Genomic DNA, 24,988 nt, shown 5'->3' on the forward strand with positions numbered 1-24,988 from the left:
TGCGCACCAATACTACCTTAAAACAAACTTACAAATGAAAATATTAGGCATACAAGTGCTAAGAGGACCAAATATTTGGTCGGTGAATAGGAAGAAACTAATCCAGATGCGTTTAGACCTGGAAGAGATGGAACAACGCCCAACAAACGTTATAGAAGGATTTAGAGAAGGTATCGAAAAACTTATCCCAAGCTTACATTCTCATCGTTGCAGTAAGGGTTGCCCAGGTGGTTTTTTAATGCGTGTGGAAGAAGGCACTTGGATGGGGCATGTAATAGAACATATTGCGCTCGAAATACAAACCCTGGCCGGGATGGACACCGGATTTGGCCGAACAAGACAAACAAAAACCGAAGGAATTTATAATGTTGTTTTTAGTTATTTAGAAGAAAAAGCGGGCGTATATGCTGCAGAAGCTTCTGTTCGCATAGCAGAAGCTTTAATTGCCGGCGAGGAATACGATTTAGAGCACGATATCCATCGGATGCGAGAACTTAGAGAATCTGAAAGATTGGGCCCAAGTACAGGTTCTATAGTTGAGGAGGCAATTTCTAGAGATATCCCTTGGATTAGATTAAATAAAGGTTCTTTAGTACAGTTAGGTTACGGCAAAAATCAGGTGCGCTTTAGAGCAACCATGACCGAACGTACCAGTAGCATTGCCGTAGATATTGCCGGCAATAAAGATGAAACAAAACGTTTACTTGAAGATGCGGCCATTCCAGTTGCAAAAGGCATAACTGCAAGTACTTTAGAAGATGTACACGATGCCATTAAACGTGTTGGTTTTCCATTGGTATTTAAACCTTTAGATGGCAACCACGGAAAAGGAGCAACCATAAATGTAAAAAATGAGGAGGAAGCTATTGCAGCTTTCCATTATGCTAAAGAATACTCTAGAAGAATTATTGTAGAGAAATTTATTACTGGCCATGATTTTAGGGTATTAGTAATTGACCATAAAATGGTTGCCGCGGCGCTAAGGGTTCCGGCACATGTGGTGGGCGATGGTGTTAGCACCATACAACAACTTATAGATAAAGAAAATGAAGATCCACGAAGGGGCTATGGCCACGAAAATGTTTTAACAGAAATTACAGTTGATAGGGATACTTTAGATTTATTGGATAAAAGAGGTTTTACGCTGGAAACTGTTGCTACGACTGGCGATATCGTTTATTTAAAATCTACTGCTAATTTGAGTACCGGCGGAACGTCAATTGATGTAACCGACCAAGTGCATCCCCAAAACGTTTTCAACTGTGAGCGTATATCTAGAATTGTGGGCTTAGATATTTGCGGTATAGATATCATGGCGAAAAACTTAACCGAATTACTAACAGAAAACGGTGGTGTTATTTTGGAGGTTAACGCAGCGCCAGGCTTTAGAATGCATTTGGCACCAAGCGAAGGCTTGCCTAGAAACGTTGCTGCACCGGTAATTGACATGCTTTATCCGCCAGGGAAAGATGCTCGCATTCCAATTATCGCAGTAACGGGAACTAACGGAAAAACTACTACAACCAGACTTATTTCGCATATTTTAAAAAACAATGGTTGCAGAGTTGGCTTTACCACTTCTGATGGAATTTATGTACAAAACACTTTGTTAATGAAAGGCGATACAACCGGGCCTTTTAGCGCCGAGTTTGTGCTAAAAGATCCAACGGTTGAAGTTGCTGTTTTGGAAACTGCCAGAGGCGGAATTTTACGTTCTGGACTAGGTTTCAACAAATGTGATATTGGCGTAGTTACCAACATTCAGGAAGATCATCTCGGCATATCAGACATTCATAACCTTGATGACCTTACACGTGTAAAATCTGTAATTATTGGCGCAGTAAAGAGAAGTGGCTGGGCGGTTTTAAATGCAGATAACGAGTATTGCCTAAAAATTGCGGCAAAGGCTGATTGCAATATCGCCTACTTTAGTATGGACGAAAAAAATCCTGTTATTAAAGAGCACTGCAAAAAAGGTGGTGTTGCTGCCATATATGAAAACGGCTATGTAACCATTAAAAAAGGCGATTGGAAAATACGTGTAGATAAAGCAACACATATTCCGTTAACTTTTAACGGTACCGTAGAGTTTATGATCCAAAATGTTTTAGCGGCAACGCTAACCGGATTTTTATGGGGTTATAAAACAGAGGATATCCGCATGTCTTTACAAACGTTTATTCCATCTGCCGCACATACACCAGGCAGAATGAATATTTTTAAATTTAAAGACTTTAAAATCCTGGTAGATTTTGCTCATAATCCAGCTGGTTTTATTGGCATTAAAGATTATTTAGCTACAGTAGAGGCATCAGAACATGTTGGGGTAATTTCGGGAACCGGAGATAGACGAGATGAAGACATTATAGAAACGGCTAGAATAGCTGCTCAAATGTTCGACAAAATTATAATTTGCCAAGAAAAATATCTAAGGGGAAGAAAACAGCAAGAGTTAATTGACTTGTTAACTACAGGTATAAAAGAAGTAAAACCTGATATGGAAATCGAGATTAATAACAATGGAGAAGCTACTTTAAAAAACATCATCAATACAGCCAAACCGGGTTCGTTTATAACTATTTTAAGCGACACTATTGACAATGCCATCCATCGTGTAACACATTATCTTGACAAGGAGTTAGAAGGCAAATAAATTAAATCCAAACAACAAAGCCAATCTTTTAAGGATTGGCTTTGTTGTTTGGATAAAACTTCACTTACTATTGTGCATCTCTTAAAGCTTTAATCTCATCATGAGAAGCTCTTAACGATGCTTTCTGATCAGTAATCAAAGTTCTTAGGTTTGCAGACAAATCTTCATTAGTTAAAGCGGTTTTATATGCTTTTTGTGCTGCATCTTCACCAAATTCGCAATTATTTAATATGGTTTTTCTATCGTGACCTGTAAATATTGCTTTCACATCCATCCAAGCTCTGTAAATTTTACCCGAATTGGTTGTTCCGGTCTCAATGTCTTCTCCCAAAGTTTGTACTTCGGTGGCAAGAGCCATTTTGTAGGTATGGCTTTCTCCAACCATCTTTACAAATAATGCTTTCAAATCAGCATCCTCTGCTTTTAACTCTTCAATTGCTTTTTCATAACCTGCAATTCTATCGTTATTTATTTCAATAAGATCATTTAGAATTTCAGAGTTTACTGTTCTAGTTTCCATGTTTTTATAGTTTTGATGTTGCTAATGAACAAGGCCGGTTAAAAAAGGTTTAATCTTTATTCATTATATTTATAACCATCAGGAATACAAAAGCCATGAAGACTGAGCGTTTACTTTTAAGATCTATCATCCCATCTGATATAACCAACATTTTTAACGGTCTGTCTGACCCTGATGTTGTTAAATATTATGGCGTAAGTTATGCTACTCTAAAAAAAACAGAAGAGCAAATGCTTTGGTTCAGTGAGTTAGAAAAAAATAAAACAGGAAAATGGTGGGCTATTGCCGACTCTAGCAATACCGCATTTTATGGTGGCATTGGCATTAACAACTTAGATATTTTACACCGCAAAGCAGAAATTGGATTTTGGTTATTGCCGGCTTATTGGGGAAAAGCATTTATAATCGAAGCCGCTCATCAGGTGTTAAAATATTGTTTCGAAACATTAAATCTTCACAGGGTGGAAGCTTTGGTAGAAACAGAAAATGCTAATTCTAAGTCAGTTTTAAAGAAATTGGGCTTCGAATATGAGGGAACAATGAAAGATTGCGAAGTTAAAAATGGCAAATTCATATCTATAGCCATTTTTGCAAAGTTTAATAAATAGCCAAGTATTATGTTTCCGAATTTCATCAACCATTTAAAAAAACACGTAGAGTTAAATATCGATGAAATTGCTACGCTAAAAGATTTTGTTAAAATCATCGAAGTAAAGAAAAAAGATTTTCTGCTCAAAGAAGGAAAAATTTGCAGATACAATTACTTTGTTGAAAAAGGTTTGCTAAGAATGTTTTTTGTTAATGAGAAAGGCGTTGAGCAAATCACACAGTTCGCTTTAGAAAACTGGTGGATGTCTGACCATATGAGCTTAATTATGGAGAAACCTTCTGTCTTTAACATTCAAGCTGTAGAAAACGCTACAATTATTGCAATAGCGCAAAGCAAACAAGAACAGTTGTTTAAGCAATTGCCACAATTAGAAAGATATTTTAGAATTATGATGCAAAGGGCCTATGCAGCCACGCAAATGAGGTTCAAATACTTTCATGATTTCTCTAAAGAAGAAAGCTATCGACAGTTTATTTCCTTATTTCCAGATTTTACACAGCGAATTCCGCAATATATGCTCGCTTCTTATTTAGGTTTAACACCAGAATATTTAAGCGAACTGAGGAAAAAGGCTTAACATGTTTAAGTTTGAATAATTATCCGTTCTCTTAGAAAAGCAAGGGCCAAACACTTATTAACGTTCGTCGGGCTTTACACTCCAATCTTTTTTGTTTCGTACGTCGACTACGCTCAGGATTACAAATCAAAAAAGGATTTACGTTGCAATCCCGTTTATTACACTACTACCAGCAATGCTATGTACAATAGCCTAAAGCTTGTACATAAATAGTTGCAGAAAACTTCGTTTTTAAACCCGGTTGCAGTGAAAATCCTTTTATCAATTCTGCGCATAGCGTAGAATTAGGATAAAAGATAGTAACGAAAAACGGGACTGCTTTGACACAGGATTACTGTTATTGCTTTTCAAAAATTACTTGATTACTTGATTAATGTAATTCTACCATCTTTAAATGCAAACTGTAAAAAGCAAGATGCTAATCATTTCTTAAGCCAGTTTAAGTTTTGATTATTGGCAACGATTTACCTTTGACTCATCATTTTAACTAAATAAGCAATGGAAAAAAGAGTAAACATTTACGAAACAGAGCCAACCGGCTATAAAGCACTTTTAGGTTTAGAAAGTTATTTAGCTACCACAAGCATTAGCAAAACCACCAAAGAGTTAATCAAAATTAGGGCTTCGCAAATTAATGGCTGTGCGTTTTGCATTAACATGCATACTACAGATGCCAGAAAACACGGCGAAACTGAGAAGAGAATATATTTATTAAATGCTTGGAAAGAAGTAGAAAATCTTTACACCGATGAAGAGCGTGTTGTGTTAGCTTTAACTGAGGAGATAACATTAATTGCTAGCGGTGGAGTTTCTGATGCTACTTATAAAAAAGCGCAAACGATGTTTAATGATACCGAGATTGCTCAAATTATAATGGCAATTATTGCCATAAATGCATGGAATAGGTTGGCAATAGCTACGCAACTACAACCAGCTTAATGGATTTAAAGCAAATGGCCGACAGAAGATATATCTATTGGCCATTTGTTTTAAAATGCCTAAATTTTAGACAAAGGTAAGTAGCCTAAAAATATTTCATCTTCTGGTAAATCTTCGGCTGGTGTATATCGCAAGGCAAATTTTTCTCTGGTAGTTGCCGATAAAATATCTTTTATTTCAAAGATGTCATCCACATCAACACCAAATTTATCGTCTATGTGCGATGTTGCTCCTTTAAACCCAACATGCTTATAGAAAGCTGTTTTTTTTGCCTCTTGTATGGCTGCTGCCTTTTGGTTAGCCACCACCAACACCTTGTAGTGGAGCTCCTCAAATTCGTCCTTTTTGTATCCACCTAAATTCATAAAAAACAAACTACGCAATTCTGTTTCGCCTTCCCCCCGGTCAATTACTTCCACTTTAAAATCGCCCACTTTTTTTACCACGCGGTAGGCATCAACGTGTATTTTTCCTTTCGCTTCTGGCCAAAAAGCTTGCATTTCTGGCAAAAGCTCTTTAATTGATGTTCCTATTCCGAAAAAAATATCGTGCTGTTCTATGTTTCGTCCTTTTGGGGTGGCCCCAAGCAATATCATATATAATTGTGGTTGCTGCATCGTAATTAAAAATTTACTTATTCACTAATCTAAATTAAAACATTTAAAACAGCGTAACGTTTTTTAAAATGAAAATCATCTTTATGTTAACACTCCAAACACCACCAGACGGCGGTAGCTTATATGCCGAAACAAATCTCGAAAACTTATTTCCAGAACCTTTAAACGCCATTACCTCTTGCTTTTTCTTGGCAATCGCTTTTTACTGGCTTTTTAAATTATGGGGCAACTTTAAAGGTCATCCTTTTTTAAGCTACTGCCTGGTTTTACTTTTTATTGGTGGTATTGGCGGTACAACTTATCATGCCTTTAGGCTTTGGCGACCGTTTATAATGATGGATTGGCTTCCGATTATGCTACTTTGCATTTCGGCGGGCGTTTATTTTCTAGCACAGCTGATAAAGTGGTACTACGCAGCCTTGCTGGTTGTAGCCTATGTCTGTTTTCAAATATTTTTCAGAAAAATGATGATGTCTGAAAATATGCAGTTGTTCGTAAATATAAATTATGCTATGATGGCGGCCCTAGTGCTATTGCCGGTTTTAGCTTACCTAATTTACACCAAATGGAAAGACGGAAAATGGGTTGGAATTGCATTGATCTCCTTTATTTTTGCGCTAACATTTCGCATAGCGGATAAGTGGGAATGGTTAGAAAGTGGAACACATTTCCTTTGGCATACGTTTGGTGCCATCGCCTCGTTTTGTATGTTCAACTATATTTACCTTACACAGCACAAAAGAATTACGCCATAAGGCTTAGGATATTAAAATTTCGTATTTTAAGCAAATGAAGATTCTATTTTTTTCTGCAAAACCGTACGATCGAGATTTTTTTGAAAGAAGCAATAAAACTTATGGCTTCGAATTAGAGTTTTGGGAAACACATTTGGGCCCACACGTTGTTGATGCCATTAAAAAAGATACTTATAAAGCAGTATGCGTTTTTGTAAATGATAAACTTACGGCTCAAGTAATTGCTACGCTAGCCGAAAAAGGAATCAAGTATATCGCCCTTCGGTGTGCAGGCTTTAATAATGTTGATTTAGATGCGGTTAAAAAACATGGATTGAGATTATGCAGAGTTCCTGCTTACTCGCCACAAGCAGTGGCAGAGCATGCCGTAGCAATGTTATTAACGCTAAACCGTAAAACGCATAAAGCCTACAACAGAACCCGAGAACAAAATTTTTCGCTAAATGGTTTAATGGGTTTTAATCTATACAAAAAAACCGTAGGTGTAATTGGTACCGGAAAAATAGGTATTGCCTTTTGCAAAATTATGTTGGGTTTTGGTTGCAAGGTAATTGCTTTCGATCCTTTTGAAAATGAAGAACTAAAGAAACTTGGGATTACTTATGTTACGTTTAACGACCTTATCAAAACCGCTGACATTATCTCGTTACATTGCCCTTTAACTGCCGATAACAAATACCTGATTAACCAAAATAGCTTAGCAGAAATGAAAAAGAATGTTACGCTTATAAATACCAGCCGTGGTGCATTAATAAACACCAAAGATGCAATAGAAGCATTAAAAGTTGGACAAATTTTAAGCTTGGGAATTGATGTTTATGAGCAGGAAGAAAAGCTCTTTTTTAAAGATTTATCAGGAAGCATTATTAGCGATGATGATATCCAACGGTTGATGAGCTTTCCTAACGTATTGGTTACTGGTCACCAGGCATTTTTTACCGAAGAAGCTTTAACAGAAATTGTCGCAAGCACATTAGCAAGTATATTTGCTTTAAACAACAATGAGAATCCGAGTGATATTAATGCAATACTTGTATAGCAAAAAGGAGCTAACTATTTAGCTCCTTTAACATTTCCTTACAGCGGGCCTCAATCTCTAACAAGACAGGCTCAAAAAGATCATTGTCATAATACGGATCTCGAACTTCTGCCTCGTTCGTTAAGAAAAGCCTTACCTTTTTCTTTTGTTCCTCCGTTTCTGCCAGACTCAGCACATCGCGATAATTGTTTTTGTCCATTACTAAAATATGGTCAAATTCATCAAATGCCGATGCTATAAAGTGCCTGGCCCTTTGAGAAGAAATATCATAGCCGTAATTTTTAGCTACCGCGATACTTCTTTTATCTGGCGCCTGGCCAACGTGCCAATTGCCCGTACCAGCCGAAGCAATTTGCCAATCTAAAACTTTTTCATTTACCAAATGGCGCATTACACCTTCCGCCAAAGGCGAACGACAAATGTTACCCAAACAAACCATTAAAATTTTCAATTCGTTTTACGTTAAGGTTTATTTGTAAATACTATTTAAGATACCGGCTAAACGCACACCGCCTTTTAACAGCTGAGAATTTACAGTTTCAATCCAATCGAAGTTATAACGATAGCTGAGCTTATCGTCGTTTTTAATTCCGGTTGCATAAATTTTGTTACAGATTTGGTACGATTCGTAAACACAGTCTTTTAAACTTGCTTTTTGCCACTCGCTTACTTGCTGCGCATTAGTATGGTTAATAGCCTTTGTATATTCTGTATAGCTCAACTGCTGAAAATCTATTAAACTCTCATCCCAAACCTTGTGCAAATTAGATCTTTCGCCAAACCAAGTTAAAAATACCCTGTTGCCTCCCAAATCTTCTTTCCTTGCCGTATGCATCGGTTGGTGCATATCGCCAACCATATGAATGATCAAACGTAAGGCTAATTTTTTCTGCTCCGCAGTGCTCGAAGAGTTTTTCAAAACCGCAATCATTTCATTGGTTTTGTTGTAAATATTAGCACCTTTCTCACTCTCTAAGAAGTTAAAAACATCGCCTTGCGATAAGCTAGCTGGTAAATTTACATAGTGCCAGTTGTTTAGGTAATTAAAGCTTGTATCAGATTTGATAAAATCTGCCCAATTTGCAGTCATTGCCATACTTTCGGTGCCCAAAATTTGTTGTATGGCTTTGCGTGTTTTTGTGGTAATGTAGCTATCGGCAACCTCGCCAACAATACGGTGCCCTAAAACACCCCAAGCACTTGCGCTAAATGGCAAGTACGCCAATGCAACCGCCAAACCTAATTTCTTTAATCCAGATAATTTCATGTTATAGTTCTTTAGGCACGCAGGTAATTTTTTCTTTAAGCACCAACGCACATTCTCTTTGATCGTTTAAATTCTCCAGCAATAAGTTGCTACTGCCAGACGATTTAATTTTAAAATTTGTAAGATATCTTCCGTTTCTGTAACAGCCAGATACTTTTTGTTTATAATCGGCTTTGGTAAACGTACCGTTTAGCATTAAAGTATCACCCTTAACAACATAAGTACCTTTAGCAAACTCTTTCCAAACACCGTTATTAAAACAAGCCGGTTCGTAATAGTTGGTTTTGGCGTAAGTTGTTAAATCCACATAAAACGAATCGCAAGTAATTTTAAATTTATGTTTAGTGTAACTCAGCAATTCATCGGCATTTGCCACGCTATCTTGGCTCCAAACACCCTGCAACAATGCTTCGCCCTTGCCTTGCACATTGGGCAAACGAGTACAAGCTATACAAGTGAAAAGTAAAAAAGTAGAAAGTAAAAAGTATTGGCTTTTTCTAAAAATCATTGTGGTTAATATCTATTGCAAAACTTTTCACTTTCAACTCTAAACTTATTTAAGGCTTCCAACCATATCTTCAGGCTTTACCCAGGCCGTAAACTGCTCATCAGTTAATAAACCTAATTCAATTGCAGCTTCGCGTAAAGTTTTGTTTTCTTTATGCGCTTTTTTTGCAATCTTGGCAGCGTTTTCATATCCAACGTGTGGGTTTAACGCAGTAACCAACATCAAAGAGTTTTCCATGTGTTGTTTAATTACCGGTTTGTTTGGCTCAATACCTTCTGCACATTTATCGTTGAACGATACACATGCATCCCCAATTAATCTACCACTTTGCAAAACATTAGCAGCAATAACAGGCTTAAAAACATTAAGTTCAAAATGACCATTGCTACCGCCAATACCTACCGTAACATCGTTACCCATAACCTGTGCACAAACCATAGTTAAAGCTTCTGGCTGTGTAGGGTTTACTTTACCCGGCATAATAGAAGATCCTGGTTCGTTATCTGGAATAATAATTTCGCCAATACCAGAACGTGGACCAGAACTTAACATTCTAATATCGTTTGCAACTTTCATTAAAGAAACCGCAACACGTTTGTAAGCGCCAGATAATTCGACCATTGCATCATGCGCTGCTAAAGCCTCGAATTTATTTGGAGCGGTAACGAAATCCAATCCGGTTAAATCAGCAATTTTTTTAGCAACAAGTACGTCGTAACCAGCAGGTGTATTTAAGCCAGTACCCACAGCAGTACCACCTAAGGCCAACTCTTTAATCATTACCAACGCATTTTTAACCGCTCTAATACCATTATCAATTTGTTGTACGTAACCAGAAAACTCCTGGCCTAAAGTTAAAGGCGTTGCATCCATAAAATGCGTACGACCAGTTTTTACAATATCATTCCAGCTAGCAGCTTTGGTTGCTAACGTATTTCTTAATTTTTCTAACCCAGGTATGGTAATCTCAACCGCTTGTTTGTATGCAGCAATGTGCATTGCAGTTGGATAAGTATCATTACTAGATTGAGATTTGTTTACATCATCATTCGGATGCAAAACTTTTTTATCATCAGCTAAATTACCCCCATTTAAAACATGCGCACGATTGGCAATAACTTCATTAGCATTCATGTTGCTTTGTGTACCAGAGCCTGTTTGCCAAATTACCAACGGAAACTCTGCATCCAAATCGCCAACAATAACTTCATCGCAAGCTTTAGCAATTAGCTCAGCTTTTTCAGCAGCCAATACGCCTAGCTCGGTATTTGCCAAAGCAGCCGCTTTTTTCAAGTAACCAAAAGCATGTATAATTTCCTTAGGCATGCTAGCCTCCGGACCAATTTTAAAATTATTACGCGAACGTTCTGTTTGTGCTCCCCAATATTTTTCAGCAGGCACTTGCACCTCGCCCATTGTATCGTGTTCTATTCTAAAACTCATAGTAATTCAATTTTTGTTTGTGGCAAATTTAACCTTTTTGCCCCTTAAAGGAAATTTATTTAGAAACGTTACATAAACTTTAGAAAAACGGTGTAAATCGCTCGTCGGCAGCTCCAGTCCCGCTGTACGTTGCAATCTTTTTGTTAATGGGCACCACTAAACATTGTCATGCTGAGTTTATCGAAGCGTCTGCAAATTAACCTAAAATCCTTCGACAAGCTCAGGATGACAAGAACAAAAAGTATTTCCACCTCCATCGGGTTTATTTTTTAACGCTGTATCTTTTGGCAGAACCAAATACTGCTCAAAATAACACATCTGCTATTTCAAACATTACCATTGCTGTTTGATGGTTTTAGTTTTGTTATTATTGTTTCAAGTTTGATGTAAATTAAACTTAAGCTCATGAAAAAAATCATCTTCACATTACTCTGCCTTACTCTTGTATTATCAACGGTTAGTGCACAAAAAGGAATTGACTTTCGTAGACCGTATCCGGGTGGCGGAATGATGCACATGTTTGTTGATAGTGCCGCCAAAAACATCTTTTACAGTTATATTTACCCAAACCAGCCCTTTACATCCTTTAATTTTCTGCCCGAAGTTCACAATATAAGCGTCAAATTTTATTTTACAAAAACTGATAGTGTTCAGAACTATAGGTACACAATTTTAGAGAACGACAGACCAATTGTAATAAACAGTTCTATCAATGAGGTCCAAATAGAAGTCGCTGATATCGGAGAAGAAAACGTAGACCGCTCAATAACTTTTGGAACATTTCCAATAAAGGATAAAGTCTTAACAATAATAACTTATAATGTCCGAAAACCTAATGATATTTACAAAAACATTTTTTACGGCAAGCCTATCCCAAAAGCAGAAATCAAAGCTATAGCGAAGCGCTTCAAAACTGATAAAGGTGTTGATTATAGTTATTTTACCGACCCAAAAAATATAACCAAATTAGTTTTAACTGAAAAAGATGACGAACTAACCATTATTAAGGATAGGTCTAATGTAGATTACCTCTATAAAGTTTTGATAAGAGATAAACGAACAAATAAAACAGTTTTTGAATCAGTTGTTTGGAAATATGGCGGTTACCTTGATGAATCACGTAAAAAATCACCCTACATAACTGCCGATAAAAGTATTTTTAAAAAATCAGGAGATTATGAAATTACAATTCAACCATCAATAAAGTGGGACAATTGTTTAGACTGCGATATCTCGCAAAGCGAAATTGAAAAATACACCACGAGATATACGCTTTCAGTTACTTTAGAAGAAGAAAGCTACACTAAAAAAGAACTTTTTATCTATGGTTTTATCATTGCAGCCACTATCGGATTAATATTTCTGTTTATCCTCTATTACAACAAAAAGAGAAACAAGCAAAAAATAGCAGAACAAGAGCAACTTAAAAACACAGCCAAACATCAACTTAACGCCGTCCGTTCACAACTAAATCCTCACTTTCTGTTCAATGCGCTTTCTGGCATACAGAATCTGATGAACAAAAACGAAATAGACAATGCAAATAAATACCTTTCTAAATTCGCTAGGCTAACTCGTAACGTGCTCGACGATAAAGAGCTCATAAGTTTATCGCAAGAAAAAACGTTGCTAGATGATTACCTGCAAATGGAACAATTGCGTTTCGGATTTAAGTATGAAATTAAAGTAGCAGAAAATCTAGATTTAGAAAACACAGAAATCCCCAGTATGCTTTTGCAACCATTTGTAGAAAATGCAGTAAAACACGGCATCGCAAAAAAAGCAAATGATGGAAAAATTGATGTTGTATTTACGAAACAAGCTAATGATTTGGTGTTAACAGTTAGCGATAACGGAACTGGGTTTGACACAGCAAAAAAGAGCAACGGTTTAGGTTTGCCATTAAGCCATAGCAGAATTGCCTTGCTAAATAGCATTTATAAAGAAAATCGCTTTACTTTGGCTATACAGCCAACTACAAGTGGCACTAAAATAACGCTCACATTAACCGATTGGCTATAATAAAATGAAGGCAATTTTAATAGATGATGAAATTTCTAATCTAGAAAACCTGCAGGCATTGCTCAAAAAGCATTGTCGGCAGGTAACCATAATGGCATCTGCACAAAACGTAGTCGATGCTGTTGGCGCTATCGAAAAACATTTGCCTCACTTGGTATTTCTTGATATCCAAATGGGCGAACAAACAGGTTTCGACGTTTTAGCATTACTTCCTCAGCGCAATTTCGAAGTTATTTTTGTAACTGCCTACGACCAATATGGCATACAAGCAGTAAAATTTGCAGCCTTAGATTATCTGCTAAAACCTATAGATATTGAAGAATTAATTAATGCGGTTAATAAAGCGGAACAAAAATTAGCCGCACAAACACAAACTTCGCAACTTGATTTTTTACTACAGCAATTAAAAAAGCAAGAAACCAGTGGTAGTAAAATCGCCTTGCCTATGCAAAGCGAAATAAGATATATCCCTTTAACCGAAATTATACGTTGCGAAGCAGACAATACCTACACTTTTTTCTTTTTAGCAAATGGCGAAAAGATTTTGGTCTCTAAATCTTTAAAAGAATATGCCGATTTGTTGAAACCTAATGGATTTTTAAGAACGCATCAAAGTCATTTGGTAAATCCAGGCTTTGTTAAAAGCTGGCTAAAGGAAGACGGCGGCATACTTCAATTAACTTCTGGAGAAAAAATTCCCATCTCTAAACCTAATAAGGAAGCAGTAAAACAAGCACTACAAAAACTCTAAAGCACGTCTATTTCGATAATATCTTTTTTTGAAAAACACAGTACTATGCAAAAAACGCAACTCGGTCCCGCTGTACGTTGCAATCTTTTACCCCTAAATTCCCTAAAGGGGAATGATAAAAGTATTTCCACTGCCATCGGGTTTAAATAACAAATCGAGTGCTACTATCTAGGTAGCACGTATTCAAGAAAATAAAATCGAAAAATGTGGCAATGTTTAAAACTCTTTTGCGTTTAAAAAATCAATAATACCTATTTTGCAAGCTTTTAAACCCGTACACCATTACTAAATGAAGTTTCGTCTACTAACCATTGCTTTTGCGTTAATCATCATATCATTCGCCGCCTGTACCAGCAAAGAAGAAAAACAAAAAAAGGCTGAAGCCGATAAAAAAGTAAGAACAAAGGAAGACGATAAAGCTGACAGCTTATTGTTAGTTTACGATCCTGCAAAAGAAGACAAATGGATTGCCGATTTTGTAAACAACCTACACAAAAAATACAACTTTAATGGCAATGTATTAGTTGCCAAAAAAGGCAAAATTCTTTATCAAGGTGCTAAAGGTTGGGCAGATTACCTTCATCGCGATAGCTTAAAAATAAATTCTGAGTTTGAATTAGCGTCCATAACCAAAACCTTTACCGGTACTGCAATTATGCAATTGGTAGAGGCGGGTAAATTAAACCTTAATGACAACGTCAAAAAATTCTTCCCAAATTTTCCTTACGATAGCATTACAGTTAAACTTTTATTGCCACACCGCAGCGGCATGATGAACTATGTTTACTTTGTAGATGATATTTGGAGAAAGGAAAAACGCGACATGAAAAAAGGCATTTCCAATCAGGAAGTTATGCAAGTAATTGCCGACAAAAAGCCGAATCCTTACACTAAACCTAATCGTGTATTCCATTATAACAATTCTAATTACATGGTTTTAGGCGCCATTATAGAAAAGGTAAGCGGAATGCGTTACTCGCAATATATGATGGAGCACGTTTTCAAACCTGCTGGAATGAAAAACACTCACGTTTATTCTAAAGCCGAATATGAAAAAATCCCAGTAGATGTAGTTGGGCACGACCGTAATAGTTTTAGGTACTCTGTAGTACAAAATTTTTTAGATGGGCCTGTAGGCGATAAGGGTATCTACAGTACAACGCATGACCTTGTGCTTTTTGATAAATACCTACGTAATGAAAGATTGCTTAAAAATTCAACTTTAGATTCCGCTTACGTTGGCCGTAATAAACCGATAAAAGGACATTTTAATTACGGATATGGTTGGCGTTTATTCGAAGAAAAGGGAAAAGCTAAAGTTGCGTATCACACAGGCTGGTGGCATGGTTTCCGCCATATCTACGTTAGAGATTTGGATAAAGATATTGTTGTAGTTTTTCTCGGAAATGTTACCAATGGTAGCTTAATGCAACTAGATGAACTGTATAAATACCTTAAAATGCCAATCATTCGTAAAGGTGCATATACCGGAGCTGGTGCTGCCCCAGGAACTGATGAAGATTAACATCTAAAAGTTTATAATAACGAAGGACAAGGAATCTATCTTAAAGATGCTTCTACCTAGATGACAAAGCAACTAAAATTGGGGTTAAGAGATTTTATCAAATGCGATTGCTCTGGTTCGTTTTGCCAGGTAAGTTTTAAGCAAACTGTTTTCTGGCAGTTCGAGCATTTTATCTTTTTCAAAAATATCAATTACGGTATTCCTCGCTTCCTGTAAAATAATTTGATCTTTAGCTAAATTTGCCATCTTTAACTCCAAAACGCCACTTTGCTGTGTTCCGGTAATATCACCTGGACCGCGTAGTTGCAGATCGATCTCAGAAATTTCGAAACCATTATTGGTTTTAACCATTGTTTCTAACCTCAGTTTAGAGTTGGCACTTAATTTATTTCCCGACATTAAAATACAGAACGACTGCTCTGCACCACGACCGACCCTACCACGCAATTGATGCAATTGAGATAATCCAAATCGCTCTGCGTTTTCTATAATCATTACCGATGCATTAGGTACATTAACACCAACCTCAATAACTGTAGTGGCTACCATTATTTGGGTCTTACCATCAATAAAACGTTGCATTTCGTATTGTTTATCCGCATTAGGCATTTGCCCATGAACAATACTTATCTGGTAATCGGGCAGTGGAAACTGATAGCGCATTTGCTCAATTCCAGCTTCCAAATTTAGCAAGTCTAATTTTTCACTTTCTTTAATTAGTGGGTACACTACGTAAACCTGCCTGCCTTTAGCAATTTCCTGTTTCATAAAGCCAAACATGCGCATTCGCTGCCCTTCAAAAAGATGTTTTGTTTCAATCGGTTTTCTCCCAGCAGGCAATTCGTCTATTACAGAAACATCTAAATCGCCGTACAAAGTCATCGCCAAGGTTCTTGGTATTGGCGTAGCTGTCATTACCAAAATATGTGGGGGAATGATATTTTTTCTCCAAAGCTTAGCTCTTTGTTCAACGCCAAAACGGTGTTGTTCGTCAATAACTACCAAGCCTAAATTCTTAAACTTAACTTTGTCTTCAATTAGCGCATGTGTACCAACCAAAATATCAATCTTACCAGATTCTAAATCCTCGTGTAAAGTAATTCGTTGTTTCTTTGTTGTATTTCCAGTTAACACAGCAACGTTAACTAATTCGCCTTTCAGCAAATCTACCAACGATTGATAATGTTGCCTCGCTAAAATTTCCGTAGGCGCCATCATACAAGCTTGGTAACCGTTATCATTAGCCAAGAGCATACTCATTAAGGCTACTACAGTTTTTCCGCTTCCAACATCACCTTGTATAAGTCTATTCATCTGACTTCCTCGTTGCGTATCTAACCTTATCTCCTTAACAACTCGTTTTTGCGCATTAGTTAAATCGAACGGAAGCATGGTATTATAAAAGGTATTTACACGATCGCCAACCGTATTAAATAAGGCTCCTTTGAATTTTAAACTTCTCAACTGCTTGTTATGCAATAGCTGAAGCTGAATAAAGAAAAGCTCTTCGAATTTCAGTCTTCGCTCTGCGTGTTGCAACATGGCGGTATTAGCTGGGAAATGGATGTGGATAATCGCCTCTTTCTTACTAATGAGTTTGTACTTTTCTAAAATATAAGATGGCAGAGTTTCCCTAACTTCATTGATATGCAATTCAATAATTTGCTGAATCATTTTCTGGATGCCTTTGCTATCCAAAAAACCCTTCTTCATTTTCTCGCTGGTATTGTAAATGGGCTGTAGTGTTACATTTCCTGTAATGCCCGCTTGTCGTGGATAATTTTCCAAATCAGGGTGCGAGATAGAAATTCCATTATTAAAAAAATTAGGTTTGCCAAAGGCGATGTATGCCTTGCCTCTTAGAACATTATCCTCTACCCACTTTAAACTCTGAAACCAAACCAGATCCATTGTTCCAGTCTCGTCAGTAAATTTAGCTACGATACGTTTTTTATGCTTTTCGCCTATGGTTTCTTTACCTGTAATTCTTCCTATTACTTGTACTAACGGCAAATCTGGATTAAGCTCGTTTACTTTGTAAAACCTCGTCCTATCGATATATCTAAAAGGGTAATGCTCTAACAATTGCTCGTAAGTGCTTATGCCCAACTCCTTTTGCAAAAGTTCGGCACGTTTTGGTCCTACGCCTTTAAGGTAAACCAGTAAGGTATCTAAGTTATTTGCAAACAAGACAAATTATTTTCTTTTAAAAGTAAGAATATCTTTAATCAAGCCCCAATTAAAAAGAAAAACAGCAAAAAGTAGTAACGTATAAGAAAACAGCTGATGCACATCTATCTTTTCATTAAAATACAGGATTGCAACCGTAAATGCTATAATTGGGTTTAAATAGATAATGACTCCCAAGGTTGAAGATGGAATTCCAATTAACGCATATAAACTTAAGAAAAGGGGTATAACCGTAAAAATAATAGCGATAACAATAATATGGCTCCAAAACCAAATACCAACGGGAAAGGATTGGTGATGATTAATGTAAAACGGAAGCATTAATATTACTGCGAAAGTAATTTGTACGGCCAATACATTTAGCTTATCGAGGTTTTGCATTTTCCGTTGGATGATTAGATAAAATGCATACAGCGCAGCAATTACGATAGACCAAATGACTTCTATCAATGATCCGGTTGCAAGCATGATTATACTTATTAATGCAACCGCCAGCGAAAACAACTGTATTTTAGTTAGCTTTTCTTTTAAAATTAAATATCCGCCGAAGGCGGTTATTAAAGGGCAAACCATATAAGCAAAAGCACCAGACTTAATACTAACATTATTTACTGCATATATGAAAGTGTACCAATTTAGCGTAAGCAAAACAGTGGCACCTATAATTTGCCAAAAAATTATCTTTTTTTCTCGCGGTTGCGCTACTTTAACATAGTTTATATCCTGCAACAAATTTTTACGCCTAAAGCATAAAATTGCAATCCATATCACTATTAAAGAAGTAAAGATTCGGTAGTATAAAATTTCTTCAGATGGAAACGCTTTTAGGTTACGCAAAGGGATTGCAAAGAAACCCCATATTGCAACAGATAAAAACGCTGCTAATAGATAGCTAGATTTTGATTTCAATTATCCTTTGTAAGCGGTGATAGAAATTTCTACATTAACGCCTTTAGGCAAACCTTTTACAGCAACAGTTTCCCTTGCCGGATACGTATCGGTAAAGTAAGATCCATAGATTTCATTTACTTCTGCAAATAAGCTCATATCCGATAAAAATATAGTTGTCTTTACAATATCTTCGAACGTATATTCAGACTCTATTAAAACAGCCTTAATGTTACGCATTACCTGATGTGTTTCGTCAGCTAATGAATCAAAATTTAATTCTCCGTTTTCTGGGTTTATAGCAACTTGGCCAGAGGCGAATAAGAAACCGTTAGCCACTATCGCTTGACTATATGGACCTATAGGAGCAGGCGCTCCGGTAGTATTAATAATTTTTTTCATTTTATATATTGATGATTAATTGCTAAAAAATATTTTCCAACAGATTCCGCCAATAAATAGCAGGATTGCAATTGCATTTATAATATGCATTACTTTAAGGTTAAAACTAGTTGGTCTGTTGGGATCTTTCTTTCTGAAAAAATACATAGCCAAATGTAGGCATAAAAAAAAACAGCCCCGAAATTTCGGGGCTGTTTTTTATATTGAATTAAGAAATATTAGTTTCTTGAGTTTTCAACACGACGGTTTTGGATACGACCTTCTTCAGTATCGTTAGAAGCAATTGGGTTAGCTTCGCCAAATCCTTTAGTAGTTACCTGGTTAGCAGCAACACCTGAATTAACTAAATAAGTTTTTACAGAGTTAGCTCTATCTTTAGATAATTTCATATTGTATGCAGCAGTACCTTCGCTAGAAGCGTAACCTTTAGTAGTTACTTTACCACCGTTTTCACGCAATACTGAAGATAATTTATCTAAAGTAGGGTAAGATTCAGTTTTTAAAACTGAAGAGTTGAATTCGAACTGGATAGTTTCGAAACCTGTTACGTTTGAGTTTTCAGTTGGAGCTACAACAGTAGTTGGAACTGGAAGTGGACAACCTGAACCGTCTACTTTAGTACCAGCTGGAGTACCAGCACATTTGTCAAACTGATCAGAAACACCATCACCATCAGTATCTTTTTTCAAATCTTCAACAGATTTTTCTACGTTAGATACACGGTTTTTCAATGCTTCAACTTCTTGACGTAATGTAGGATCTTTTAATTCATCATACATCATAGCTACTGGGTTAACCCAATCCAAGTTCGGTTTTGCTTTCGAACCTAAAGAGAATTCTAAACCTGCGTTAGCATAAGAGAATTTATCTTTAGAAGTACCACCAGCATAAACACCATCAACGTTATCACCATCAACAAAGTTCATTGTATAAGCTAAGTTGAAAGATACACGGTCAGATACTTTAAATTTAATACCAGCACCTACAGGGATGTAAGCTTCTTTGATAAAATCTTTATCTCTATCTTCACCATATTGACCTTTAAAGTCTGTAGTAGTTCCGTTAGCCACAGTTACTTTTGGGTTATAAGCCATTAAACCATAACCAGCAGTAACGAAGAAGTTAACTGAATTTTCGCGACGTAAGAAATCTACAGTAGCAACGTTTACAACACCTCTTAAATCAGCTGCGTATTGTAAATCTGTTTCGAATTCTCTAACACCGTTTCTGATTCCGCCTACAGCATCTTTGTTAGTTCCAGATAATTTTCCACGGAAAATGTTACCTTCTAAACCAAATGCGTGACCTAATTGCTTGCGTAATGAGATACCGTAACCTAAGTTAACGTCCCAGTTAGTAAAGTCGTTAGAACCACCGATAAAAGCAACTGGCGCTAATACACCACCGTTAACACCGATAGACCAAGTTCTGTACTGTCCTCTTCCACCGAATACTTTCGCAGAAGAACTAGTTGCTGGAGAATCTTGAGCGCTAGCAAGAGAGGTTAATCCCATTACTGCTACTAAAGAGGCTACAACACCTTTTTTTAAAGTAGAATAATTCATAATTTTCTTTTTTAAGGTTAAACAAATATTAATTGTATAATTTTTTGTAAGACAAAATTAAACAAATTTTTATAATCTCAAAACCAACGTACAAACTCCGTTCCAAACTTCACTACAAGGGGTGAATTTATTACATTTGGCAATATTGTCCGTCTTAAAGATATTTATTTATTGAAATACAAGCAAATTAACAATTCGCTTTTTAGCTTGAACAGAAAAAATCTAATAAAAGCGCCTCCTAGCAACGCGATAGCCATATTCATTCTAATGACGAGTTCCTAAGGAGCAGAGATCAAAAATTTTCTTTTTAAGCAAACCTTGACCTTTTTAACCTATCTGGCATTAATCAAGAAAAATCAATTCTTTTAATCTTTCCCAACTGTCCTAATCCACTGTACAGATAAGTCCTATTTTTAAGACAGACTATTGATTACATTAAATTATGGGAGGGACATAAGTATACCAGACAACAGGCCGAACAAACTTGTACTATTAAAAACGTACTTTGTTAGATTATTTCAAAACTATTTACATAGTATAATACACTATGCGGAATGTATTTACTAACACAAACGAAAATGATAGATATCCCCATTAAGTTCCTTATCGTAACATTCGATTTAATGAGCATATAAGAAATAAACATGCGCTTTATAAACACGAAAGAGTTGCGCCAATTATGAGAAAGCTTCGTGCCATTAAGTCAGACATTGAGGTAGAACTTGCCCAATAACTTCTACGTTCCAATCATCGCCTCTGGCAACAATGCGAATATTTTGTATTACCACGATAACATTTTATGCATGGAAACACACATTACCTCGGACTGGATGTTCACGATATTAGTAACCAAAGATGGTAATTTCGATTTAACCGCTAAACCGCCAATTATTGCGGAGGAAATTGAAAAGCTTATGAACGCTTAAGGTATTCTTCCGCAAATTGATAAACATTAAAACTAACTTCAGCAAAAGCTTTGTCTACTGCTAGCCGTAGCTTCTGTTGGTCTATATCTTTCATTTTATAATGTTGAATAAGTTTTAGTGCCTTATCGGCAAGCAAGAACCTTTTTCTGTCATCAGCTAATTTAATAGGGGTTAATATCCATTGCAAAAGTTCCTCAATTCCCTCACCTTTATCGGCAACGGTTTTAAAAACCGGAATAATCTCCGTTTGCTGATGAACCATTTTTTTGAGGTTGTTGGCAAAGTTATTTGCACCATCTCTATCAGCTTTATTAACAACAAAAGCTTGGGCAATTTCCATCAACCCAGATTTTATATTTTGTATTTCATCCCCCGATTCTGGCACTAATACTACGATGGTTTTATCTGCCAAACCTGCAATTTCAACTTCCGATTGCCCAACCCCAACGGTTTCTACCAAAATCAAATCGAAATTTGAAGCTTTTAGTATATCTAGCATCTCTAACGTTTTTACAGATATACCACCCAAAGCACCTCTAGTTGCAACAGAACGAATAAAGACGTTAGACTTGTTGAACTGTTGAGACATTCTAACCCTATCTCCTAAAAGAGAACCAAAATTGAATGGAGATGTTGGATCTACAGCTAAAACAGCAATGCGCTTATCATCGTTTAAAAAAGAATTGATGATTGTATTTACTAAAGTACTTTTACCTGCTCCCGGAGGACCAGTTATACCCACCACAGGTATGTTTTTTATGATGAGCGATCTTAACAATGCTGACGAGGGCTCAATATCATTTTCTACCAGCGTCAAAGCTCTAGCTAAAACTTTAAAATCTCCAGCAAGTATGCCTTTTATTAAATCATCTACTGATTTCATATTTGCAAATAAACATATTTTTTTGCTTTACAACTTAAATATAAATGCTTATGCACTGTAATATTTGCTCTTACAGAACCATTATTAAAATAAACAAATAACAAAATGTGTACCTTTAGGCCCTTTAACCGTTTTTAATGAAAACTTATTTTAGATTAATATCTTTTGCTAAGCCAATTGAAAAATTCGCTATTCCTTATATAATAACTACACTATTCGCCATTGTATTTAATACCTTTTTATTTACGCTTTTAGGCCCAATAATGAATACGTTGTTTATCCAACCATGTGATGACCAGATAAACACTGTGGCAAAAGATGCTTCATGGAACCCTATGAGCATGTTCAATGAGTATATAGAGCAGATAATACTTAAACATGATGAGATTTATGCTTTGAAAGTAATTTGCGTTGCTGTTATTGTAACCGTTTTCTTAACCAATTTCTTCCGCTATTTCTCTCAGAGGTATATGGAAGACCTTAGAGTACACACCTTACTTAACTTAAGAAGATCTGTTTTTGAAAGTGTAATGAACCTGCACGTAGGATACTTTAATAATGAACGTAAAGGCGACATTATTTCCAAAGTTGCGAATGATGTTCAGGTGGTGCAATTTACGGTTACTAATACATTACAGGTTATTTTCAAGGAGCCTCTGCAACTTATCTTTTTTATTGCTGTACTCGTATCAATCTCCTTAAAATTAACATTATTCTCGTTACTCGTTATACCTATTTCTGGTTTCTTGATAAGCAAGATTGTAAAGCGTTTAAAACAACAGTCAACTCTAGCACACGAATCTTTTGCTAAAATGATTGGATTTTTAGATGAAGCATTAAGCGGAATTAAAATTATAAAAGCCTTTAATGCAACTTTTAGAATAAAGCAGAAATTTCAGGATGAGAACGAGTTCTATTCAAATTTGAACAGAAAAATGGCTAGAAGACAACAGTCGGCATCTCCAGTTTCCCAAACGTTGGGCGTACTTGTTGTGGTTTTTATTTTACTATACGGTGGAACAATGATATTGAGTGGAAATAGTGATTTAGAACCAGGAAAATTTGTAATTTATCTTGCTACATTCTCTCAAGTGATGCAGCCTATTAAAGCAATTACAGACTCTTTTAGTGGCATACATTCAGGTATTGCGGCCGGCGAACGGGTTTTGGGACTGATTGATACCAAACCGGAATTAATTAATAAGGCAGACGCAATAACACTAAACGATTTTAAAGACAAGCTTACTTTAAAAAACGTGTCATTTAATTATGGAGACAAAGAGGTACTAAAAAATATTTCTTTGGAAATTGAAAAAGGTAAAACGGTTGCGCTTGTCGGTCCATCTGGTGGTGGAAAAAGCACGCTAATGGATCTAATTCCTCGTTTCCATGATCCTAAAACCGGATCAATCGAGATTGACGGTATAAATTATAAAGATTTAACTGTTGAGAGTATTCGTGGTAAAATGGGTATAGTTAACCAGGAATCATTTCTTTTTAACGATACGATTTTTAACAATATCGCCTTTGGCAAACCAGACGCTACAGAAGAAGAGGTAATAAACGCGGCAAAAATTGCTAATGCCCACGAATTCATTCTGAGCAAGGAAGAGGGATACCAAAGTACTGTAGGTGATAGAGGAAACAAACTTTCTGGCGGACAAAAGCAAAGAATTTGTATTGCGAGAGCTGTTTTAGCCAATCCTCCAATTATGCTATTAGATGAGGCAACTTCTGCTTTAGATACAGAATCTGAGAAATTAGTACAAGATGCGCTAAATAATTTAATGCAAAACAGAACTTCTGTAGTTATTGCCCATCGACTAAGTACAATACAACAGGCTGACGTAATTGTTGTAATAGACAAAGGTCAGATTACGGAAAGCGGAAGTCATTCTGAGCTTATGTCACGAAATGGGCTTTACAAACGTTTAATAGACATGCAAACCTTTAATGATTAAAGTTTAACGGCTTTAGCAGATCATGAACAGTAAAATAAATTAAATGCCAAAAATTTCGATTTTAACAATTAACCTAAATAATCTAAGTGGATTAAAAAAAACTTGTGAAAGTGTTTTTTCGCAAGAATATAATGATTACGAATTTATTATAGTTGATGGAAATAGCAAAGATGGAAGCAAAGAGTACATAGCTTCTATTAGCGATAAATTAACAACTTACATTAGTGAGCCAGATAACGGAATTTATAGCGCTATGAATAAAGGGATTAGGCTAGCCAAAGGAGATTACGTTTATTTTCTAAATAGTGGGGATATTTTGCATGACGTAAAAACACTGCAAGGCGTTACCTCTAAAATGCATAGCAACCTAGATCTTTACTATGGTGATTTAATTTATAATTGGCCTGAAGGGCCTCAAGTTGCTTCCTTTCCTAAAATACTTTCCTATCCATTTTTTATAGTCGACAATATTAATCACCAAGCTTGTTTTATAAAGCGAATATTGTTTGATGAAATTTTTTATTATAACGAGAATTATAAAATAATTTCTGATTGGGAGTTTCTAATATACGCTGTAGTTAAGTTGGAGATTTCTTACCAGCACCTTGATATGTTAATTAGCATCTACGATACATCTGGAGTTTCGACAGATATAAAAAACCGAAAGGCTATTTACGCAGACAAAGATGAGGTTATAAAAAAATATTTCCCAATGTTCGCGTACGATTATAGAGAGATTGCAGATTTAAGAGTTAAACGGGTAAGACAGTTTTTCCATATCCGCAAGCATAAAATCGCTTTTAGATTTCTTAAATGGTTTATGAGTTTCCTTCTTCTTTTTTTACCTAAAGCCAAATATAAATCCGAGTATTAATTCTTGCGATTAAACTACAATTTATACTGTTAGCTATTATCTTTATCCGATTCAGCAAAAATACTATTCTGTA

Annotated in this window: 24 protein-coding genes; 12 read left to right on the plus strand and 12 right to left on the minus strand. The window is 36.1% G+C overall.

Annotated elements, in window-relative coordinates; translation table 11 throughout:
* The first annotated feature begins 34 nt into the window (after window positions 1-34).
* Window positions 35-2,653, plus strand: a complete 2,619-nt coding sequence (gene cphA / locus DUT69_RS00520; protein WP_113651186.1) for a cyanophycin synthetase — start codon at window positions 35-37, stop codon at window positions 2,651-2,653.
* 67 nt (window positions 2,654-2,720) lie between these two features.
* On the opposite strand, the gene DUT69_RS00525 is transcribed toward cphA, so the two are convergent.
* Window positions 2,721-3,173 (minus strand): PA2169 family four-helix-bundle protein, encoded by a 453-nt coding sequence (locus DUT69_RS00525; protein ID WP_113651187.1) that lies wholly within the window; start codon window positions 3,171-3,173, stop codon window positions 2,721-2,723.
* A gap of 95 nt (window positions 3,174-3,268) precedes the next feature.
* Here DUT69_RS00525 and DUT69_RS00530 point away from each other — a divergent pair, with 95 nt between their 5' ends.
* The 3 genes from DUT69_RS00530 to DUT69_RS00540 all read left to right on the plus strand — a co-directional run bounded on the left by DUT69_RS00530 (window position 3,269) and on the right by DUT69_RS00540 (window position 5,299).
* The gene (locus DUT69_RS00530) at window positions 3,269-3,781 is read left to right on the plus strand and encodes a GNAT family N-acetyltransferase (RefSeq protein ID WP_113651188.1); all 513 of its coding nucleotides are present in this window, start codon (window positions 3,269-3,271) and stop codon (window positions 3,779-3,781) included.
* Between the two features lie 9 nt (window positions 3,782-3,790).
* Window positions 3,791-4,360 (plus strand): Crp/Fnr family transcriptional regulator, encoded by a 570-nt coding sequence (locus DUT69_RS00535; protein ID WP_113651189.1) that lies wholly within the window; start codon window positions 3,791-3,793, stop codon window positions 4,358-4,360.
* Window positions 4,361-4,858: 498 nt separating this feature from the next.
* Window positions 4,859-5,299, plus strand: coding sequence for a carboxymuconolactone decarboxylase family protein (locus tag DUT69_RS00540; protein ID WP_113651190.1), 441 nt, complete (start codon window positions 4,859-4,861; stop codon window positions 5,297-5,299).
* Window positions 5,300-5,358: 59 nt separating this feature from the next.
* Here the strand turns inward: DUT69_RS00540 and DUT69_RS00545 are convergent, their stop codons facing one another.
* Entirely contained in the window at window positions 5,359-5,895 is a 537-nt protein-coding gene (locus tag DUT69_RS00545) for a DUF1543 domain-containing protein (protein ID WP_240186618.1), read from the minus strand.
* Between the two features lie 89 nt (window positions 5,896-5,984).
* On the opposite strand from DUT69_RS00545, the gene DUT69_RS00550 reads away from it, so the two are divergent.
* Both DUT69_RS00550 and DUT69_RS00555 read left to right on the plus strand, forming a co-directional pair.
* Window positions 5,985-6,671, plus strand: a complete 687-nt coding sequence (locus tag DUT69_RS00550; RefSeq protein ID WP_240186619.1) for a hypothetical protein — start codon at window positions 5,985-5,987, stop codon at window positions 6,669-6,671.
* Window positions 6,672-6,705: 34 nt separating this feature from the next.
* The gene (locus tag DUT69_RS00555) at window positions 6,706-7,710 is read left to right on the plus strand and encodes a 2-hydroxyacid dehydrogenase (protein WP_113651192.1); all 1,005 of its coding nucleotides are present in this window, start codon (window positions 6,706-6,708) and stop codon (window positions 7,708-7,710) included.
* Between the two features lie 10 nt (window positions 7,711-7,720).
* Here DUT69_RS00555 and DUT69_RS00560 read toward each other — a convergent pair whose 3' ends face one another.
* From DUT69_RS00560 to fumC, 4 genes are read right to left on the minus strand one after another with little or no spacing between them, the layout of a single operon-like run.
* A complete protein-coding gene (locus DUT69_RS00560; protein WP_113651193.1) occupies window positions 7,721-8,161 on the minus strand; it encodes a low molecular weight protein-tyrosine-phosphatase in 441 nt (146 codons plus the stop codon).
* 18 nt (window positions 8,162-8,179) lie between these two features.
* Window positions 8,180-8,977: a S1/P1 nuclease gene (locus tag DUT69_RS00565; protein ID WP_113651194.1), complete on the minus strand. Its 798-nt coding sequence runs from the start codon at window positions 8,975-8,977 to the stop codon at window positions 8,180-8,182.
* Window position 8,978: 1 nt separating this feature from the next.
* Window positions 8,979-9,485 (minus strand): fumarate hydratase, encoded by a 507-nt coding sequence (locus DUT69_RS00570; RefSeq protein WP_113651195.1) that lies wholly within the window; start codon window positions 9,483-9,485, stop codon window positions 8,979-8,981.
* A 45-nt stretch (window positions 9,486-9,530) separates the two neighbouring features.
* Complete coding sequence (gene fumC / locus DUT69_RS00575; protein WP_113651196.1) at window positions 9,531-10,928, minus strand: class II fumarate hydratase; 1,398 nt, start codon at window positions 10,926-10,928, stop codon at window positions 9,531-9,533.
* Between the two features lie 405 nt (window positions 10,929-11,333).
* On the opposite strand from fumC, the gene DUT69_RS00580 reads away from it, so the two are divergent.
* From DUT69_RS00580 to DUT69_RS00590, 3 genes are all read left to right on the plus strand, one after another.
* The gene (locus tag DUT69_RS00580) at window positions 11,334-12,950 is read left to right on the plus strand and encodes a sensor histidine kinase (RefSeq protein ID WP_113651197.1); all 1,617 of its coding nucleotides are present in this window, start codon (window positions 11,334-11,336) and stop codon (window positions 12,948-12,950) included.
* Window positions 12,951-12,954: 4 nt separating this feature from the next.
* Entirely contained in the window at window positions 12,955-13,701 is a 747-nt protein-coding gene (locus tag DUT69_RS00585) for a LytR/AlgR family response regulator transcription factor (RefSeq protein ID WP_113651198.1), read from the plus strand.
* Window positions 13,702-13,990: 289 nt separating this feature from the next.
* Window positions 13,991-15,226, plus strand: a complete 1,236-nt coding sequence (locus DUT69_RS00590; protein WP_113651199.1) for a serine hydrolase domain-containing protein — start codon at window positions 13,991-13,993, stop codon at window positions 15,224-15,226.
* A gap of 84 nt (window positions 15,227-15,310) precedes the next feature.
* Here DUT69_RS00590 and recG read toward each other — a convergent pair whose 3' ends face one another.
* The 5 genes from recG to DUT69_RS00610 all read right to left on the minus strand — a co-directional run bounded on the left by recG (window position 15,311) and on the right by DUT69_RS00610 (window position 20,271).
* Complete coding sequence (gene recG, locus DUT69_RS00595; RefSeq protein WP_113651200.1) at window positions 15,311-17,416, minus strand: ATP-dependent DNA helicase RecG; 2,106 nt, start codon at window positions 17,414-17,416, stop codon at window positions 15,311-15,313.
* Window positions 17,417-17,422: 6 nt separating this feature from the next.
* The gene (locus DUT69_RS00600) at window positions 17,423-18,325 is read right to left on the minus strand and encodes an EamA family transporter (protein ID WP_113651201.1); all 903 of its coding nucleotides are present in this window, start codon (window positions 18,323-18,325) and stop codon (window positions 17,423-17,425) included.
* Entirely contained in the window at window positions 18,326-18,706 is a 381-nt protein-coding gene (locus tag DUT69_RS00605; protein WP_113651202.1) for a RidA family protein, read from the minus strand.
* Between the two features lie 15 nt (window positions 18,707-18,721).
* Window positions 18,722-18,853: a DUF6728 family protein gene (locus DUT69_RS19515; RefSeq protein WP_317047201.1), complete on the minus strand. Its 132-nt coding sequence runs from the start codon at window positions 18,851-18,853 to the stop codon at window positions 18,722-18,724.
* A gap of 71 nt (window positions 18,854-18,924) precedes the next feature.
* Window positions 18,925-20,271, minus strand: a complete 1,347-nt coding sequence (locus DUT69_RS00610) for an OmpA family protein (RefSeq protein WP_113651203.1) — start codon at window positions 20,269-20,271, stop codon at window positions 18,925-18,927.
* A gap of 803 nt (window positions 20,272-21,074) precedes the next feature.
* Between DUT69_RS00610 and DUT69_RS19480 the strand changes: the two genes are divergently transcribed.
* Window positions 21,075-21,197: a hypothetical protein gene (locus tag DUT69_RS19480; protein ID WP_262511026.1), complete on the plus strand. Its 123-nt coding sequence runs from the start codon at window positions 21,075-21,077 to the stop codon at window positions 21,195-21,197.
* Here the strand turns inward: DUT69_RS19480 and meaB are convergent.
* Window positions 21,184-22,080, minus strand: coding sequence for a methylmalonyl Co-A mutase-associated GTPase MeaB (gene meaB, locus DUT69_RS00615; protein WP_113651204.1), 897 nt, complete (start codon window positions 22,078-22,080; stop codon window positions 21,184-21,186). The genes DUT69_RS19480 and meaB overlap by 14 nt on opposite strands.
* 137 nt (window positions 22,081-22,217) lie before the next feature.
* Between meaB and DUT69_RS00620 the strand changes: the two genes are divergently transcribed.
* Window positions 22,218-24,041 carry an ABC transporter ATP-binding protein gene (locus DUT69_RS00620; protein WP_113651205.1) on the plus strand — a complete coding sequence of 608 codons (1,824 nt, stop codon included), beginning with the start codon at window positions 22,218-22,220 and terminating at the stop codon, window positions 24,039-24,041.
* A gap of 43 nt (window positions 24,042-24,084) precedes the next feature.
* Window positions 24,085-24,915, plus strand: coding sequence for a glycosyltransferase family 2 protein (locus DUT69_RS00625; RefSeq protein WP_113651206.1), 831 nt, complete (start codon window positions 24,085-24,087; stop codon window positions 24,913-24,915).
* Window positions 24,916-24,988 lie beyond the last annotated feature (73 nt).

It is taken from the genome of Pedobacter namyangjuensis, assembly GCF_003313325.1.
Taxonomy (GTDB): domain Bacteria; phylum Bacteroidota; class Bacteroidia; order Sphingobacteriales; family Sphingobacteriaceae; genus Pedobacter; species Pedobacter namyangjuensis.

What these genes read in the sequence shown, in the direction of transcription:
- DUT69_RS00525 (WP_113651187.1), bottom strand. Translation starts at nt 3,173, where the DNA reads ATGGAAACTAGAACAGTAAACTCTGAAATTCTAAATGATCTTATTGAA.
- meaB (WP_113651204.1), bottom strand. Translation starts at nt 22,080, where the DNA reads ATGAAATCAGTAGATGATTTAATAAAAGGCATACTTGCTGGAGATTTT.
- DUT69_RS00550 (WP_240186619.1), top strand. Translation starts at nt 5,985, where the DNA reads ATGAAAATCATCTTTATGTTAACACTCCAAACACCACCAGACGGCGGT.
- cphA (WP_113651186.1), top strand. Translation starts at nt 35, where the DNA reads ATGAAAATATTAGGCATACAAGTGCTAAGAGGACCAAATATTTGGTCG.
- DUT69_RS00545 (WP_240186618.1), bottom strand. Translation starts at nt 5,895, where the DNA reads ATGATATTGCTTGGGGCCACCCCAAAAGGACGAAACATAGAACAGCAC.
- DUT69_RS00535 (WP_113651189.1), top strand. Translation starts at nt 3,791, where the DNA reads ATGTTTCCGAATTTCATCAACCATTTAAAAAAACACGTAGAGTTAAAT.
- DUT69_RS00610 (WP_113651203.1), bottom strand. Translation starts at nt 20,271, where the DNA reads ATGAATTATTCTACTTTAAAAAAAGGTGTTGTAGCCTCTTTAGTAGCA.
- DUT69_RS00585 (WP_113651198.1), top strand. Translation starts at nt 12,955, where the DNA reads ATGAAGGCAATTTTAATAGATGATGAAATTTCTAATCTAGAAAACCTG.
- DUT69_RS00625 (WP_113651206.1), top strand. Translation starts at nt 24,085, where the DNA reads ATGCCAAAAATTTCGATTTTAACAATTAACCTAAATAATCTAAGTGGA.
- DUT69_RS00570 (WP_113651195.1), bottom strand. Translation starts at nt 9,485, where the DNA reads ATGATTTTTAGAAAAAGCCAATACTTTTTACTTTCTACTTTTTTACTT.
- DUT69_RS19480 (WP_262511026.1), top strand. Translation starts at nt 21,075, where the DNA reads ATGGAAACACACATTACCTCGGACTGGATGTTCACGATATTAGTAACC.
- DUT69_RS00540 (WP_113651190.1), top strand. Translation starts at nt 4,859, where the DNA reads ATGGAAAAAAGAGTAAACATTTACGAAACAGAGCCAACCGGCTATAAA.
- DUT69_RS00580 (WP_113651197.1), top strand. Translation starts at nt 11,334, where the DNA reads ATGAAAAAAATCATCTTCACATTACTCTGCCTTACTCTTGTATTATCA.
- DUT69_RS00605 (WP_113651202.1), bottom strand. Translation starts at nt 18,706, where the DNA reads ATGAAAAAAATTATTAATACTACCGGAGCGCCTGCTCCTATAGGTCCA.
- DUT69_RS00565 (WP_113651194.1), bottom strand. Translation starts at nt 8,977, where the DNA reads ATGAAATTATCTGGATTAAAGAAATTAGGTTTGGCGGTTGCATTGGCG.
- fumC (WP_113651196.1), bottom strand. Translation starts at nt 10,928, where the DNA reads ATGAGTTTTAGAATAGAACACGATACAATGGGCGAGGTGCAAGTGCCT.
- DUT69_RS19515 (WP_317047201.1), bottom strand. Translation starts at nt 18,853, where the DNA reads ATGTATTTTTTCAGAAAGAAAGATCCCAACAGACCAACTAGTTTTAAC.
- DUT69_RS00555 (WP_113651192.1), top strand. Translation starts at nt 6,706, where the DNA reads ATGAAGATTCTATTTTTTTCTGCAAAACCGTACGATCGAGATTTTTTT.
- DUT69_RS00620 (WP_113651205.1), top strand. Translation starts at nt 22,218, where the DNA reads ATGAAAACTTATTTTAGATTAATATCTTTTGCTAAGCCAATTGAAAAA.
- DUT69_RS00590 (WP_113651199.1), top strand. Translation starts at nt 13,991, where the DNA reads ATGAAGTTTCGTCTACTAACCATTGCTTTTGCGTTAATCATCATATCA.
- DUT69_RS00530 (WP_113651188.1), top strand. Translation starts at nt 3,269, where the DNA reads ATGAAGACTGAGCGTTTACTTTTAAGATCTATCATCCCATCTGATATA.